This window comes from Streptomyces sp. NP-1717 (genome assembly GCF_022695985.1).
Lineage (GTDB): Bacteria > Actinomycetota > Actinomycetes > Streptomycetales > Streptomycetaceae > Streptomyces.
The window spans coordinates 48,324-65,000 of the sequence record NZ_JAAPBF010000004.1; the positions used below are offsets into that span (position 1 = coordinate 48,324).

General features: G+C 70.8%; 10 protein-coding genes. 6 read left to right on the forward strand and 4 right to left on the reverse strand.

What is annotated here, in order from left to right; translation table 11 throughout:
* The first annotated feature begins 310 nt into the window (after positions 1-310).
* Positions 311-1,153, forward strand: a complete 843-nt coding sequence (locus GXP76_RS01565) for an alpha/beta fold hydrolase (RefSeq protein WP_242569551.1) — start codon at positions 311-313, stop codon at positions 1,151-1,153.
* Positions 1,154-1,792: 639 nt separating this feature from the next.
* On the opposite strand, the gene GXP76_RS01570 is transcribed toward GXP76_RS01565, so the two are convergent.
* The 4 genes from GXP76_RS01570 to GXP76_RS01585 form a co-directional block, all read right to left on the reverse strand.
* Entirely contained in the window at positions 1,793-4,855 is a 3,063-nt protein-coding gene (locus GXP76_RS01570) for a glycoside hydrolase family 38 C-terminal domain-containing protein (RefSeq protein ID WP_242569552.1), read from the reverse strand.
* Positions 4,856-4,953: 98 nt separating this feature from the next.
* Positions 4,954-5,937 carry a LacI family DNA-binding transcriptional regulator gene (locus GXP76_RS01575; RefSeq protein ID WP_242569585.1) on the reverse strand — a complete coding sequence of 328 codons (984 nt, stop codon included), beginning with the start codon at positions 5,935-5,937 and terminating at the stop codon, positions 4,954-4,956.
* Between the two features lie 188 nt (positions 5,938-6,125).
* A complete protein-coding gene (locus tag GXP76_RS01580; protein WP_242569553.1) occupies positions 6,126-7,124 on the reverse strand; it encodes an ROK family protein in 999 nt (332 codons plus the stop codon).
* Positions 7,121-8,830, reverse strand: coding sequence for a class I mannose-6-phosphate isomerase (locus tag GXP76_RS01585; protein ID WP_374359600.1), 1,710 nt, complete (start codon positions 8,828-8,830; stop codon positions 7,121-7,123). The genes GXP76_RS01580 and GXP76_RS01585 overlap by 4 nt, the downstream gene beginning before the upstream one ends.
* A 289-nt stretch (positions 8,831-9,119) precedes the next feature.
* Here GXP76_RS01585 and GXP76_RS01590 point away from each other — a divergent pair, with 289 nt between their 5' ends.
* From GXP76_RS01590 to GXP76_RS01610, 5 genes are all read left to right on the forward strand, one after another.
* Positions 9,120-10,433 (forward strand): ABC transporter substrate-binding protein, encoded by a 1,314-nt coding sequence (locus GXP76_RS01590; RefSeq protein WP_242569554.1) that lies wholly within the window; start codon positions 9,120-9,122, stop codon positions 10,431-10,433.
* 152 nt (positions 10,434-10,585) lie between these two features.
* Positions 10,586-11,389, forward strand: coding sequence for a carbohydrate ABC transporter permease (locus GXP76_RS01595; protein ID WP_242569555.1), 804 nt, complete (start codon positions 10,586-10,588; stop codon positions 11,387-11,389).
* A gap of 2 nt (positions 11,390-11,391) precedes the next feature.
* Complete coding sequence (locus GXP76_RS01600) at positions 11,392-12,252, forward strand: carbohydrate ABC transporter permease (protein WP_242569556.1); 861 nt, start codon at positions 11,392-11,394, stop codon at positions 12,250-12,252.
* A 48-nt stretch (positions 12,253-12,300) separates the two neighbouring features.
* A complete protein-coding gene (locus GXP76_RS01605) occupies positions 12,301-13,482 on the forward strand; it encodes a glycoside hydrolase family 76 protein (RefSeq protein ID WP_242569557.1) in 1,182 nt (393 codons plus the stop codon).
* Positions 13,483-13,534: 52 nt separating this feature from the next.
* Positions 13,535-16,663 carry a glycoside hydrolase family 38 C-terminal domain-containing protein gene (locus GXP76_RS01610; protein WP_242569558.1) on the forward strand — a complete coding sequence of 1,043 codons (3,129 nt, stop codon included), beginning with the start codon at positions 13,535-13,537 and terminating at the stop codon, positions 16,661-16,663.
* Positions 16,664-16,677: the final 14 nt, after the last annotated feature.

A 16,677-nucleotide genomic window follows, 5' to 3' on the forward strand; every position in this document is an offset into this window, starting at 1 on the left:
CGGCCCTGCGGTACTCCGGAGGCATCGCGGCGGGGCGTCGATCCCCGCCGGGGCCGGTGCGGTGCGGGCAGCGCGGATCTCGTCCAGCACGCCGAGGCCGACGAGTGAGCTCTCGGCCCAGTTGGTACCCCCCCCCGCCGCCAAACCGGCAATGGCCAGGGCTCTCCCGGTGCCGCGTCGTGGGCGGGCCGACGCCCCGGGACTCGATCCGGTCCTCGGCACTCCCTGTTCCGGCCCGAGCTTCGGAGCATTGTTCATTCCGTGATGGGCATGCCTCCTAGCGCCCGGCCGTCCCGCACGAGGAGGACCGATGCAGCCGGTACACGTGACCGTCTGGAATGCGGCGGCGACCGGAGCGGTGGCCGTACCCGCCGTCTTCGTCCATGGCATCTTCACCTGGGGCGAGGACGCGGCGTACGGATTCGCCGCCCAGCGCCCGCTCGCGGACACCCGCCCGCTGCTGCTGGTGGACCGGCGGGGGTACGGGAGTTCCCCGGACACCGCGCGCAGCGATTTCGAGGCCGATGCGGAGGATCTCGTGAGGCTGCTCAACGACTGCCCTGACGGGGCGCATCTGGTCGGCCATTCCCACGGTGGGCTGGCCGCGATGCTCGCCGCCGGGCGTCGTCCCCGGGCGGTGCGCTCGCTCGCGCTGATCCAGCCGTCCGCCTTCAGGGCCGCATCGGACCACCCCGCGGTACGCGAGCTGCTTGACCGGGTGGAGATGCCGGTGGGCACGGAGGAGCCGGTACGGCCGGACGGTGCGGGCTCCCGGCAAGAGCCGCCGCGGCAGCAGGAGTTGGACCCGGCGGAGTACCTGCGCCTATCCACGGAAGGGCTCGGCATGGCGATGCCGGAGCCGACGCCCGAGAGGCTGCGCGCTGTGCGTACGTCGATGCGTGAGCGGCCGGTGTGGGAGGCGGACCCGCCGTTGGAGCCACTGGCCGCTGCCTCCTGGCCCAAGCTCGTCGTCTCGGGGACCTGGCAGGACGCTCCGGAGCCGTATCGCCGATATGCCGGGGAGCCGCTGCTGGCCTGTGCGGAGGCGGTCGCCGACCGGATCGGCGCCCGGCGCCTGCGCGTGCCGGGCTACTACCCGCACACGCAGCACCCTGCCGAAGTCAACGCTGCGCTGCGCGCGTTGTGGTCCTGACAGGACGCCGGAGTGCGGCGCGGACAACCGCGCCGAGGGCGCGCGGCGAAGTTCCCGGCTCCGGAGGGCCGGCCGATCGCGGTGGCATGGGGGCCGGGACGGTCGCCGATGAGGTGGAGGCGGCGACCGGTTGGGGAGTGTGCCGACGAAGGCGGTGCCGCCCGATGGTACGTCGACGGGCGTTCACCGGCGGCGGTAGCGGAGCCTTCACAGCCCTCGGCCCGGAGAGCGGTACCTCACGTGGTGGCTCACGCCGACGGACGCCAGCGCGTTGTCGGTCGCGGCCACGGCCCCGCGGGCCGGGCGGCGAGGAACGCGCACGCACCGGACTTCTCCGCCCTCGCGCGGCACGCCCGGCTCCGGTCCCGCACGGCCAGCCTCCGTACAGCGACCGCGCCGGCTCCGGAACGCCGTGCACGCCCTCGTGAAAACCCGGGGAACTCCTGTCAGCGCGGAGTGTCGACGGTGTGGTCCCTGTTCGCCCCTCCCCCCAACCGCCCGCGTGTCCGATCGTCACCGCCCCTCCCCCGCAACCACGCGCAATGACACGATCAGAGCGTCCGCGAACTCCCGGCGCTCGCGGACCCGCCCGGCGACGGAGTGCCCTGACCCGCGCGGCGTCGTGAACGCGTTGAGCGGTCAGCCGCGTGGGAGCAGACGTACGGTCACGATCTGGAACGGGCGCAAGGCGAATGTGACGCCGTCGGTGGTTGTGGTCAGTTCGGGTTCGTCCGCGAGGGGGCGTTCGAGGAGATCGGTCATGGTGGCGGTGGCCAGGGGGAATCCGGTGCGGAGGGTCGTGCCGGCCCGGCTGCCGAGTGACTCGTAGAGCCGTACGATCACGTCTCCTGAGCCGTCGTCGGCGAGTTTGACCGCCTCGATCACGACGCCGCCGTGGTCGACCTCGACCAGCGGGTCGACGGCGCTTGTGCCGGGAACGGTGCGTTCGGCCAGGTTGAAGCCGTAGCCCTCGCGTACGGCGTCGCCGATGTCCGCGCCGAGCACCAGGCCGTAGCGGAAGCGGTGTTCGCCCTGGTCCGCTTCCGGGTCGGGGAAGAGGGGGGCGCGCAGCAGCGAGAGCCTGGCCGTGGTGGTCGTGCCGCCGTCGGGCCGTACGTCGTGGGTGACGTCGTGGCCGTAGGTGGAGTCGTTGACCAGGGCTGCTCCCCAGTCGGGTTCTGTGAGGTGGAGGAAGCGGTGGGCGCAGATCTCGAAGCGGGCGGCGTCCCAGCTGGTGTTGGAGTGGGTGGGCCGCTGGACGTGGCCGAAGGGGATCTCGCTGGTGGAGTGGCCGGCCCGGAGGTCGAAGGGGAAGGCCGCCTTGAGGATCTTCTCGCGCTCTCGCCATTCGACGGTGGTGTCGATGTCGAGCCGGCGGGCCCCTTCGGGCAGGGAGAGCCGTTGGCGGATACGTGATGCGTTGACGCTTCGTACGACCTCGATGGCGTCGCCGTCGTGGGTGACTTCGTCGGCCCGGGTGAGGTCCTGCACGGTGTTGCGGTAGAAGGCGTCGAGGTCCCAGGCGTCCCATTGGTTGGGGAAGTCCGGGTGGAGCTGGAGCAGGTTGCCCACCGTTCCGGGGGCGAGTGCTTCGCGCTGGGCGGTGAGGTCGTAGGCGGACGTGATCAGGCCGCGGACGTCGACCGTGATGCGGACGAGGCCGTTGTCCAGGACGAGGTCGCTGTCGTCGCCGACGCGTACGGGTACCGGCCGGGGCGTTGTGCCGCGGGGGACGGCACCGAGGGCGGGCACGCCGTCGCGGCTGTGCGGGGCCGCGTTGAAGACGACCTCGCCGCCGTTGGGGCCCGACGGGCCGGCCAGGGTCCGCTGGGCGGAGTCGATGAGGGCGTTCAGTTCGCGGGCGGCGTCCTGGTGCGCCTGTTCCGTTTCCCGGTGTACCCAGGCGATGGAGGAGCCGGGCAGGATGTCGTGGAACTGGTGGAGCAGGACGGTCTTCCAGATCCGGTCGAGTGCGGCGTACGGGTACGGCTCGCCGGTGCGCACGGTGGCGGTCGCGGACCACAACTCCGCCTCGCGCAGCAGGTGTTCGCAGCGCCGGTTGCCCTGCTTGGTGGCGAGCTGGCTGGTGAGGGTGCCACGGTGAAGTTCCAGGTACAGCTCGCCGACCCATACCGGTGCGTCGGGATATTCCCGCTGTGCCTTGGTGAAGAATTCGGCGGGGCCTTCCAGCTCGACCTTCGCCGAACCCTCAAGGTCCGCGAGCCGGTCGGCGCGGGCCAGCATCTCGCGGGTGGGTCCGCCTCCGCCGTCGCCGTAGCCGAACGGCACCAGGGAGCGGTTGGCGGCCCCCTTGTCGCGGAAGTTGCGTTCGGTGTGGGCGATGTCGGCGCCGGAGAGGTCGCCGTTGTAGGAATCGACGGGCGGGAAGTGGCTGAAGACGCGCGAGCCGTCGATGCCCTCCCACCAGAAGGTGTGGTGGGGGAAGGCGTTCGTCGTGTTCCAGGAGATCTTCTGGGTGAGGAACCAGTCGATGCCGGCGAGCTTCATGAGTTGGGGCAGTGCGGCGTTGTAGCCGAAGGTGTCGGGCAGCCACATGTCGCGTGTCTCGATGCCGAATTCCTCCAAGTAGAACCGCTTGCCGTGGACGAACTGGCGGACCAGCGACTCGCCGCCGGACAAGTTGGTGTCGGGTTCGACCCAGAGGCTGCCGGTCGGCAGGAGCTGACCGGTCGCCACCTTTTCGAGGACCCGGTCGTACACCTCGGGGCGTTGTTCTTTGAGCCAGGCCAGTTGCTGGGCCTGGGACATGACGAACCGGAAGTCGGGGTGGTCGTCCATCAGCGAGGTCACGTTCGAGACGGTGCGGGCCGCTTTGCGCACGGTTTCGCGTACCGGCCACAGCCAGGCCGTGTCGATGTGCGCATGGCCGACGGCCGAGATCTGATGGGCGCCCGCGTGCGCGGGCGCCGTGAGGGCAGGGGCGAGCAGTGCTCTGGCCCGGCCCGCGGTGCCGCCGATGTCCTGGAGGTCGATCGCGTCGAGGGCCCTGCTCACCGTGGTGCGGATCTGGCTGCGGCGGGTGGAGTCCTCGGGCAGCTGGTGCATGAGCCCGGACAGTACGTCGAGGTCCTGGACGAGTTCCCAGACGGTCTTGTCGAAGACGGCGAGATCCATGCGGGTCAGCCGGTACAGCGGTTCGCCCGCGGGCCCGGCGGGGCGGTCGGCGCGCAGCCAGGAGGCGACGTCGCCCGCACGGGTGGGGACGAAGGGGTCGCCGGCGGCGTCGAAGTCGAAGATCAGCGGGTTGGCGGCGGCCTCGATGTGGAACTCGAAGTTCTCACCGCCCTTGGCCTGTTCGGCTATCGGGAGCCAGGAGTTGCGCGGGTTGAGGGCCTTCACCGGTGTGCCGTCCGCCCGGTACACGAGCCCTTCGGCGGAGAAGCCGGGCTGGGTGGTGCCGAAGCCGAGGTCGAGCACCGCTTCGACCCGTTCCCCTGCCCAGTCATCCGGTACGGTGCCGCGGATCCGGAACCAAGTGGTGGACCAGGCCGGTCCCCAGGGTGCGCCGGTGTCGATCGGCTTGTAGGGACCGGCGATACCGTCGCTCACCGGTACGGGTTCGCCGTGGATGTGGTGGGCGCTGACCTCCAGGGGGAGGGAGCGGGTGTGGACCGCGGCCCTGAGGCGCTGGTCGAGGACCCGGGCGAGTCGGCCTTCGGTCAGTGTGCGGTTGTCGTGCATGGAGACTCCGTCCGGAATTCCGCGCGCGTGGGCGGGCAGGACTGTGTGCCGGGCCACGCCGGTTGCCGGCGGGCCCGGAAGGGGCGGATGGGGAACGCTCAGGTGAGGTCGGTCCCGTATCGGATGACCTCGATGGGGACCATCGAACGCCGCACGGGCGGCGGGGCGCCGGGGCCGGCGTTGATGCGGTCGACGAGCATCTGGCCGGCCCTGCGTCCGATCTCGTCGGCGTCGTAGGAGGCGATCGTCAGGGGGAGCCCGAGGACGTCCGCGAGGTCGAAGTCGTCGAATCCGGCCAGGGACACCGGGGCGGCGAGGGTGCGGGCGGCGCGGATGGCGCCGTGGGTCAGGCGGTTGTTGGTACAGAAGAGGGCGGTGGGGGCGTCGGGCCCGCTCAGCAGGGCGATGGCGGCTTGTTCGGCCGCGGCCACGTCGGACAGTCCGCGGCGGATGTGACGCTCGTCGGGTTCCAGGCCGGCTTCCTCGTGAGCCGCCCAGTAGCCGCGGAACCGCTCGGCACCGGTGTAGAGCGCCGGGGGGTTGCCGAGGAAACCGATGCGCCGGTGTCCGTCGTCGATGAGTCGGCTGATGACTGCTTCGGCTCCGCCGTAGTCGTCCACGAGGACGCAGTCGGCTTCCATTCCCGCCGGCGGCCGGGAGGCCAGGACGAGGGGCATGCCGCGCAGCGCGGCCGGTGCCAGGTGACGGTGGCTTCCACTGGCCGGGACGACGATCATCCCGTCGACCTGGCTGGCGGCGAGGTCCTCCACCAGTCCCCGTTCCCGGTCGACCTGTTCGGCCGTGTTGCCGAGCAGGACCCGCAGGCCGTGCGCGTAGGCCACCTCCTGGACGCCGAGTGCCAGGCGGGAGTAGAAGGGGTTGGCCAGGTTGGCGACGAGCAGACCGATCATGCCGCTGCCGCCGACCCGCAGCCGGCGGGCGGTCTCGTTGCGCCGGTAGCCGAGCGCGTCGACGGCGCTCAGCACCCGCCTCTTGGTCGCTTCGGTGACCCGGGGGTCGTCCTTGAGTACCCGGGAGACGGTCATCGCACTGACCTCGGCGCGGGCGGCGACGTCACGCATCGTCGGCGCGGCGGCGTCGCTCGGTCGGTGCTGGGCCACGGCCGGTCCTTCCTTCGTACCGTCAGGGGTGGTGTGCAGCCGGTGGATCGCCGGAGCCGCGAGCGCCGCCATTGTAGAGAGTGCCGGGCCCGCGGTGCCGTCCGCCCCGGGGGGTGAACGCCGCGGCCCGTCCTCGCGGGTCGGGACGGTCATGGACGAGGTGCTCGGGTGGCGGCACCGGGTGTGGGGACGGCAGGGAAAGCGACCGGCGGCTCGCCCTCCGTACGGTGTCCCAGGGCCCAGTGCGCGGCGCCGATCAGGGGTGCGTCGTCGGGGCGTCGGGCGGTGCACAGTTCCATCGCGGCGACGGTCCGTTCGGCTTCTGGCCCGGTGGTCCTGGCCCCGGTGGTGAGACCGGCCCGCAGTATGGGGCTGATGAGGTCGAAGGACTTGGCCATGGAGCCGCCGATCACCATGACGTCCGGCTGGAAGGCGGCGCACCAGGGGGCCAGGGCGCGCCCCAGCGCGGTGAAACACCCGCTGATCGTCTCGGCGGCGTGCCGGTCGCCCCGTCGGGCGAGGTCGGCGATGGCGCTGACGTCCGGGCCTTCGGCCGCGCCGTGGAGACCTGCGGCCCGGGCGTACCGGGTGCGGATCGCCTGCCGCGAGACCACCTCTTCCAGCGGCAGTCCGTCGACGCTGATGCGGTGGGCCCGGCCGCCCGGCGGGACGGTGGGGCCCTCGGTGACAGGACGTCCGTCAGACAGGAAGGAGGATCCGATGCCGGTACCGAGGGTGATGCACACCGACCGGCTCCGGCCCGCCGCGGCCCCACCGTGGTGTTCCCCCAGGGCGAAGGCGTCCGCGTCGTTGAGGAAGGTGACAGCCCGTGGGTGCGGTGGTCGCCCGCGCAGTTCCGCCCCGACGTCGAGGTCGTGCAGGGCCTCGAACTTGCCGATGCCCCGGAACTTTCCGATGCCGGCCGCGTAGTCGAACGGGCCCGGTATGGCGACGCCCCAGTGCGCCCGGGCGGGTGCCGGGATGTGCCGGGCGGCCTCGGCGAAGCGGTCGAGGATCTCGGTGGCGCCCGCGTGGGCGGGCACCGGTCTGCGGGCGACGGAGCCGGCGACCGGCAGTCCGGTCGTCATGTCCACCAGGGCGGCAGTGACGTGGGTGCCGCCGATCTCCAGCACGGGCACCCGGGTCATGCGGGTGTCACCAGGGACTTGACGACCTGGACGGGCCGCGTGCCGACGGGGTGCAGACGGTAACCGCCCGTCACCGCGGGCACGGTGAGCGTTTCGGCGAACGCGAGGCCGTGGCGCCGGCCGTCGGCTGTCTCCACCACCACGCCGTCGCCGGCGGCGACGTTGAGGATGTGGAAGCGGCCCTCCGTGTCGTCGTGCGCCGGGCCGGTGCCGTCGAGTACGAAGCGGTGGACCGCGTAGAACATCTCGGGCAGGGCGCCGAGGACCTCCTCGCGCCAGCCCGCGCCCTCGCGCAGGACGCGCGGCCGCTGGACGAGATCCTCGGCCACGTCGGTGCCGCGCCGCGCGGTGTCGAGGTTGGCGAAGGCGTGCCGGTGGGACAACGGCCGGGGTACCCCGGAGGCGCGGCGCAGCCAGTCGTAGAACCGCAGTGAGTACAGGTACGGCGTGGCGCTGATCTCCAGGACCAGGTTGCCCGCGCCGGAGGCGTGCGGGGTGCCGGCCGGGATCATGAACAGCTGCCCGGGATCGGCCGGGAACGTCCGCACATGGTCCTCGACGCGCAGCGGTGTGCCGTGTGCGGCGGACTCCTCGACTTCCTTGCGCAGCAGGTCCACGTCCGCATCCTGCCGAAGTCCGAGGAAGACCCGGGCGCCGGGCTCGCTCGCGGTGACGTAGTAGGTCTCGTGCTGGGTGTAGGACCAGCCGAAGTGCTCCCGCATGTACCGCTCCCGCGGGTGGCAGTGCAGGGACAGGTTGCCGCCGCCGACGGTGTCGAGGTAGTCGAAACGGATGGGGAACGAGGTGCCGTAGCGCTCGTGCACGTCCGTGCCGAGGAACTGCTCGGGGTGCAGGACGCACAGGAGCTGGAAGGGCAGCTCCACCTGTGCACCGGCGTCCTGCCCGACGAGGACACCGGCTTCGGGCGCGATCAGCTCGTAGCCGAGTGCGGTGTTGCCGTTGTCGGGCTCGAAACCGAGCGTGTCCGCGGCCCACCTCCCGCCCCAGGCGGTGGAGTTGAAGTACGGGCGGGTGCGCACCGGCTGCCGGGCGAGCCCGGCGAGGGTGGCGCGCATCGCCGTACCGTCCAGAGAGGCGGGGGCCCGCGGGTCCTGAAGGTCGATCCACCGGTCGATCACTGGCGCGAGCGCGTCGCGGTGGCTGTCGGCCACCGGCCAGTCCGTGTAGAAGAGACGGCGCAGTTCACCCGGCACGCCGGGGCGCCCGAGGTTGACTCCCACGGGCAGCGTCCCGGCGGCCACGGCGCTCTCGGCGTACCGCTTGGGCAGGTCCGCCCACCAGGTCAGATCGGGTGAGCACAGGGCGGCGCCGGGACCGAAAACCAGCAGGACGCCGTGCGTGGGCCGCTCGACGGTCGGCGGACCCTCGAACAGGTCGGCCATCTCGAACCCGGCGAGCGGGAGGAAGAAGGCGTCGGCGCCGCCGTGCGGGGTGCACAGCCGCTCGACGGCCGCCGGTGACCAGCGCTCGCGTACGTCGAGGACGCCGACCTCCGCGGACCGCGCCCGCAGGGCCGCGGCGATCCCACGGGCGGCCTCGTCCCAGTCCAGGGCCGCGGGCCCGTCCACGGCGAGCACGGTCGGCCGGTCGGGCAGGGTCGCCACGGCGTCGTTCCACCCGCTGATCACGGCGGCGGTGGCCGGGTAGCGGGGGTCGCGTTCGTACGGTCGGGGATCTGAGAGCACAGGTACTCCTGGAGAGGTGAGCGGGGCAACCGCCGGGATGGTATCGATAACCAAACGAGGGAACAAGGGGAGCCCTTCCTCGTGATGCGTAATGCCAGATCGGAGGGGGTCGACCGAGGATTCTCGTCACGGAGGCTTGTTTCGGCCAGATGGTGTCGTTAACATCCTCGCAATCCGAACCGCCACTGCCGTGCGGTACGGCGAGATCTCGCGGCGGGCCCCGAGCTCTCTCACCCATCGCACCCCCAGCGCCAGGGATCTCCGCCGGGATCCGCAGGGAAGGGAACCCATGAGATCAATCGGCGGGGCGACACACCGGTCGTCCCACCCACTCGGCCGCCGCAGCATCCTGGCCGGCATCGGAGGCGGCGCCGTGGCCTCACTGGCCGGCTGCGCCCGGGGAGACAGCACTGCGGTGAAGCCCGGCACCACCTCGCTCGCCAACGACAACGCCACCTGGGACCAGGGCTACGTCGCGGCCGGGCGCGAGCTGAAGAAGCTCACCGGGTACGCGCTGCGCCCCCTGTCCAACCCGAACCCCACGTCGTACAGGCAGGTCACGCAGATCTCGCTGCAGACGACCAAGGCCACGGACATGATCAAGTGGGCCTCGGGCTACTTCCTCAAGTCGCTGGCCCGCACCGGAGAACTCAGCGATCTCTCCTCGATCTGGGCCGACTGTGAACGCAAGGGCTGGGTCACTCCCCAGACGCGTGAGTCGATGTCGTACCGCGGCTCCGTGTACGGGATGCCGCTCTACGAGTCGTACTACGTGCTCTTCTACAACACGGCCCTCTTCCGCCAGCACGGTCTGAAGGCGCCGGACACCTGGGACGAGCTGCTGCACAACGCCGAGGTGCTGAAGAAGGCGGGCGTCGTCCCGTTCGTCGCCACGCAGACCGGTAACTGGCCCGCCTACGAGTGGTTCCAGGAGCTCGTCAGCAAGGTGGACCCGGAGTTCTACGCGGAGCTGATCAGCGGGAAGGCGCAGTACACCGACCCGCAGGCGCAGAAGGCGCTGCAGATCTGGCAGGACTTCATGGACAGGGGCTGGATGACACCGGCCGACTTCGACCAGAACAACGGGCCCGCCGCGCTGAAGACCGGGAAGGTCGGCATGTTCCTGCACGGTTCCTGGCAGTCGCAGGGGATCGCGGCCACCGGCATGAAGCCGGGTGTCGACTTCGACGCCTTCGTCATGCCTCCCGTCGAGCGCACCACCCGCCGTTCTGTGATCACCGAGTCGGGTGTGCTGGCCGTCCCGCGCAAGGCCGTCTCGCACGAGGCGGCGATGGCCAACGCCGCGCACTGGCTCGACCCGAGGGTGCAGAGGGTATGGACGGACTTCCTTCAGGACGCCTCGGCCAATCCGCTGTCCAGGCCGGGCAACCCGGTGATGGCAGGTCTCAAGGACCGTGCGCTGAAGGAGCGTTGGACGCTGCTGCCCCGCTACGGCGAGTCGGGTCCGCCCAACCTCGTCCAGGGGAACACCGATGACCTGGGGAGCTTCATGACCGGTGCCGCTTCTCCGCGCGCCACGCTGCGCAGCATGGCGGGGCGGGCGTCGAAGGAGTGGGCCGCGTGGGAGAGGGACGAGGCATGAGTTCTTCCGTCGAACAGCGGCGATCGCCGCTCCCCGCTTCACTGACCCCGGCCGGCCCGCGGCCTGACTGTTCCACACCCGGGCAGCGTCCGGGGAGGCGGATACGGGAGAGGCTGGCGGGGGCCGGGTTCCTGGCTCCCGCCGTGCTCCTGGTGAGCGCACTGCTGCTGTTTCCGTTCGCCTCGACCGTCTACCGGAGCTTCTTCGACGACCGGCGCGTATCGGGTTTCGCCGGTCTCGACAACTACGGCCTCTTCCTCAGCGATCCCGTACTGACGCGGTCGATCCAGAACACCCTGATGTGGGTGGTCGGCACGGTGGCGCTCCCGCTCCTGCTCGGCCTGGCCATCGCCGTGCTGACGCACACCGGTGGCTGGTCCCGTGTGGCCCGCCTGGTCGTCGTCCTTCCCTACGCCCTGTCCGGCTCGGCCGTCGCGGTGGTGTGGAACTTCGTCCTGACCACCGACGGCGCCGCCAACCAGATGCTCAAGGCACTCGGTCTGGACTCCCTCGCCCAGGGCTGGCTCCTCGAATGGCCCGGCAACACGCTGGTCATGATCGCCGCCAATACGTGGCAGTCGGCGGGCGTCGCCGTGATCCTCTTCCTGGTGGGGCTCCAGACCATCCCGCCCGAAACCCTCGAGGCGGCTTCGCTCGACGGTGCGGCGGGCTGGCGGAAGTTCTGGTACGTCGTGCTGCCTCAGCTGCGGACCGTCTCGGTGATCGTCGTCGGCACCAGCCTGGTCAACGGGCTCAAGTCCTTCGACCTGATCTGGGTGCTCACCCAGGGCGGGCCCGGCCGGGCCTCGGAGACGCTCGCCGTCTCGATGTACCAGGAGACCTTTCTGGCCCTGCGCCCCGGAGCCGGCGCGGCCGTCGCGGTCGTCCTCACCACGATCGTGCTGATCGCCTCGTGGCTGTATCTGCGCCGTCAGCTGACCCCGAAAGGCAACTGATCATGACCACCATCGGCATCACACGCAGGTCCGCTCCCCGGGCGCGGCTCACGCCCGGCCGCATCCTGCGCAACGCGACCCTGGTGGTCATCTCCCTGGCCTGGGCCCTGCCCACCTGGCTGCTGCTGGTCAACGCCCTGGTGCCGGCCGCCGACTACGGCGGCACGCCGCACTGGTGGCCGCAGGGCTTCGGCCTCTTCGACAACATGTCCCAAGCCTGGACGCGGGCGAACCTCGGTCCCGCCATGGGCAACAGCCTGCTGTACGCCGTCACCAGCGCCGGAGCGGCCATCGTGGTGGCCACTACGGCCGCGTTCGCCACCGTCATCATGCCGGTCCGGCACAAGGCGCTGTGGTTCTGGCTGATCTACTCGGGCACCCTGCTGCCGCTCCAGGTCTTCCTGCGGCCCCTGTTCCTGGCGTACGCCGATGCCGGGCTCTATGACGCCCAGTTCGGGCTGTTCCTGGTGTACGTGGCCATCGCCATTCCGTTCGCCTACTTCATCATGCGCAACTTCGCGCTGACGCTGGCACCGGAGATCATCGAAGCTGCCCGGATGGACGGGGCGTCGTGGTGGCGGATCTTCTGGCAGATCCACGTGCCGCTGTCCCGCTCCGCCATGGTCGCCGCGTTCGTCTTCCAGTTCGTCGCCGTCTGGAACGACCTGCTGTTCGGCATCACCTTGTCCACCAGCGGCAACATCCGCCCCGTCATGGCCGCCCTCGCCGAACTCCAGGGCAACTACTCCAACGTCGGCCCGCCCGTCGTCCTCGGTGGCGCGCTACTCGTCTCGCTGCCGACCGTCGTCCTGTTCTTCTCCGCACAGCGCTTCTTCGTCAGCAGCCTCAAGCTGCACGGCTGAGCCGCATTCCGGCCACCCTCACCGATCCACCTTCCCGAAAGGCAGACCATGGTGAAAACACCCGCACGCGCCGCACTTGCCCTCGCCGTTCTGACCGGAGCGCTGTGGGCGAGCCCCGCCGCGGCGGCCGGCAACGACCGGGACACCACACCCGCCACCTGGGCTCACCGCGCCGAGGCCGGCTATGACGCCCTGCAGCAGCACCTCTACCAGGGCCCGCAGGAGCACGGCCTGTACCTGGAGAAGACGCCTCGCAAGGAGGAGGAGAACGCTCACTCGTACCTGTGGCCCCTGCGGGAAGCCGCAGCCGCCACTGTCGACATGTCAGAACTCCCGCGCGTCGGCGCCCGCTACGACCGCGATGCCGCCGAGCGCTTCACGACCCTGCGCCTGTACTTCAACCCCCGCGACGGCAGGCCCGGTTACGACTCCTACCTGCCCGCACCGCTCGGCCAGGGCGGCGACGTCTTCTACGACGACAACGCCGTCGTCGGGCTCACCTTCCTCGACCAGTACCGGGCCACCGGCGAGAAGCTCTACCTCGAGCGGGCGGCGGAGACCTTCGACGTCGTCAGCCGCGGCTGGGACGACGACCCCACCAAACCCTGCCCCGGAGGCATGCACTGGGTCGACTCCCCGGGCAACTACATGCGCGCCGCCAACGTGACGGGCCTGTCCGCCCAACTGGCCGCAGAGCTCTACGCCACCGGCCACGACGGCCGGTACCTCGCGAGCGCGAAGAAGTGGTACGAGTGGAACTGGTCGTGCCTGCGCAACTCCCCGGGCCTGTACAACAACAGCCGCGACGACGACGGCACCGTCAACGAGACCCTGTGGACATACAACTCCGGAGCCATGATCGGCACCGCCACCACGCTCTACCGCGCCACCGGTGACCGCGCCTATCTCGACCGCGCTGTCGAAGACGCCACCGGCTCGCTCGGCTACTGGAAGCAGGGCGACCGGCTGCACGACCAGCCGGCGATCTTCAACGCCTTCTACTTCGACAACCTCCGCATCCTGGACGAGGTGCGGCCCAACCGCGCGTACCGGGAGACGGCCGCCGCGTACGCCGAGCAGACCTGGAAGGACAACCGGTCGCCGTCCGACGGCCTGTTCCGCTTCCAGCCCTCCGGCGGCGGCGACCACGACCCGGCCGCACAGGCCGAGACCCTCCACCAGTCCGCCATGATCCAGATCTTCGCCGGGCTCGCCACCGACCGTTCCTGAGCCCCGCCCACCCCGACCAGCACCGCACCGCATACGAGTGGAGACCTCTCCCATGCCCCGCCCCGCACTTGCCCGTCCCTCCTGGTGGGACTCGAACACGGCCCGCGACATCCTGCGGGACCGCGCGGTGTCCGCCGAGGGGGTCCTCGGCGGACACCGGATCCGGCTGGCCTGCGAGCCGCTGCTGCGCCACGACGGCGCGGGCGGCCTGCTCCAGTCCGTCCGCGTCACCACGGGCGGCCGAGCGGTCACCCGTGCCCGCGTCACCACCGTCGCGGGCGGTGCGCTGCGGTGCGACGTCCTGCCGGGGCCCGGCGGAGACGTCCGGCTCCTCGTCCCGGAGGTGAAGTCGCCCACACCCGTCCTGGTCGAGCTGCCGGAGCTGGCCGACGGGGAAAGCGTCGAGGTACGGCTGACCCCGCAGCGCCACTGGACGCTGCACCTCGTCCAGCACGCCCACCTGGACATCGGCTACACCGACCCGCAGAGCACCGTGCTCGCCGAAGGACGCAAGTACCTCGACTCCCTGCTCGAACTCTGCCGCACCACGGACGACTGGCCCGACGAGTCGAAGTTCCGCTGGGCGGTCGAGGGATTCTTCAGCTACGAGAACTGGTCACAGAACCGTCCGCCGCGGCAGGTCGCGGAATTCCTGGACCGGGTACGCGAAGGCCGCGTCGAACTGGCCGCGATGCCCTTCAACCTGCACACCGAGACCTGCTCCACCGACGAGCTGCACGAACTGCTGCGCCCCGTCCGCGAACTGCGGGACCGGCACGGCATCGACATCACCACGGCCATGCAGACAGACGTACCCGGCCAGGTCGTCGGTCTCCCCGACGTCCTCGCGGGAAGCGGGATCCGCTACCTGTCGGTCGCCCACAACTGGGCGGGGCGCGCGGTACCGCACCACACCGGTGGCCAGGACCTGCCGCGCCTGTTCCGCTGGCGGGCGCCGAGCGGACGCGAAGTGCTCGTATGGCGCACCGACACCCCGCACGGCCTCGCCTACATGGAGGGGTCGATCCTCGGCTTCGACGAGTCCTTCGACCGCGTCGACGACCTGCTGCCGAACTACCTCACCGCGCTGGCGAACCACCAGTACCCGCACGAGGGCCGCGGCATCCCCGGATTCCCCATACTGGACGAGGAGTTCAAGGGTGCCCCCTACCCGTGGGACATCCTGCACCTGCGCGTCCTGGGCAAGTTCGCGGACAACGGCCCGCCGCGCCGCATCATCGCGGAGACCGTACGCCGGTGGAACGAGGAATGGGCCTTCCCCGTCCTGCGCACCTCCCGCAACGAGGACTTCTTCATCGACGCCGAACAGCGGCTCGGCGACCGGATCGAGACGTTCGAGGGCGACTGGACGGACTGGTGGGTCGACGGCGTCGGAGCGGGCGCCGTGCCCCTGGCCGCCACCCGCGACGGGCAGGCGGCGCTCGCCGACGCGCAGACCGTCGCGGGATACGCGGAGATTCTGGGGGCATCGGACGGGGTCCGGATCACCGGGGCCGCCCCCGATGTGTACCGCGCCGCCTCGCTGTTCAACGAACACACGTGGGGAGCGGGCGACCCCTGGACCCACGGCGACCACGGCCACGCATCGGGCGAGCGACAGTGGCACTGGAAGTACGCCCAGGCCCTCAACGCCCACGACGGGGCCCGCACCTTGCTCGACGCCGCGAGCGCCGCGCTGGGGGAACGGCTGGCTCCGCGCGAGGGAACGCTCGCCGGTTACTACGTCGTCAACACGTGCAGCTGGGAACGGTCCGAGACGGTCCGGCTCTTCCTGCCCGAGAGCACCGTGCCCCTCGCCGACCCGGTGCGGGTCGTCGACTCCCGTGACGGATCCGAGCTGGAGGCGGTGGAGGAAGCGCAGAGCAACGAACTGCACCGCGCGGCGGGACGCTTCCTGCTGTTCCGGCTGCCCGCCGTACCGCCCCACGGGGCGGTACGGGTGGACATCGAGCCCGCTCCAGCCTCGTCTGCCGAGCCGGCGGCGGAAGACAGCGCGCCGGCTGATGCCTCCACGGTCCTGGAGAACGAATTCCTGCGCCTCCACGTCGATCTGGCGTCCGCGTGCATCGACTCGATCGTGGACAAGCGGACCGGCAGCGAGCTGGTCCGCCAGGACGCCACGGTCGGCTTCAACGGCTACCTGTACGACGAGTACGCCACGGCCGGCGGGTTCAACCACCAGTCCAGCAAGACCACCGCCGACCCCTCGATGCACCTGCTGGCCACACGGAACACGGCGCCCCCGGCGGCCCTGGTGGAACGGACCTCGGACGCCACCGGCGAGACGCTGGTCTACGAATGCGCCCCGGCAGGAGCCCGACGTCTACGGGTGAAGGTTCATCTGCCGCGCGCGAGTGCACGAATCGACCTGGAGAACCGGATCGACAAGACCGCCACCCTGACGAAGGAGAGCGCGTTCTTCGCCTTCCCCTTCGCCATGACCTCCCCGGTCGTCCGGATGGAGGCGACCGGCGGAGCCACGGGAACGGGACTGCCCACGGTGCCGGGCTCCGCCCAGCACATGCGGGCGATCCGCCGCTGGGTCAGCCTCCAGGAGAACGGAACCAGCGCGGCACTGGCCACCCAGGACGCACCGCTGATCCAGGTGGGCGGCATCGCCATCCCCTATGCGCCGTATCCGCGGTCACTGGCCCAGGAAGAGCCCGGAACGGTCTTCTCCTGGATCCACAACAACATCTGGGACACCAACTTCCCCTCCCAGCAGGCATTCGACCACGTCTTCCGCTACAGCGTCGGCTGGGAAGAAGAACCGGCCAACGGAGGCGCCGTACTCGGCATGCGCACGGCCGCCGTCACCAGCCGGCCCCTGGTGCCGGTACGCGCGAGCCGGGCACCCGAAGCCGGTCCCGCCGCCGCCCACTCGCTGCTGACCCTGGACGACCCGCGCGTACGGATCGTCGGTCTGACCGTGCCAGAACCGGGGCGGGTCCTCGTACGCCTGCAGTCCTTCGCGGAAGAACCCGTAATCTGCCGACTCACCCCGGGGTTCTCCGTCACCGGCGCGGCGACCGCCGACTACCTCGACACCGTGGGCGCCACGCTGCGCGTCGAGGCGGACGGTTCCCTGCCGGTGCCACTGCCCCGGCTCGGCACCACCGCGGTGTCGCTGACGACAGATCGCGGCCAAGGCCCCCGGTGAGGTGGACTGTGCGT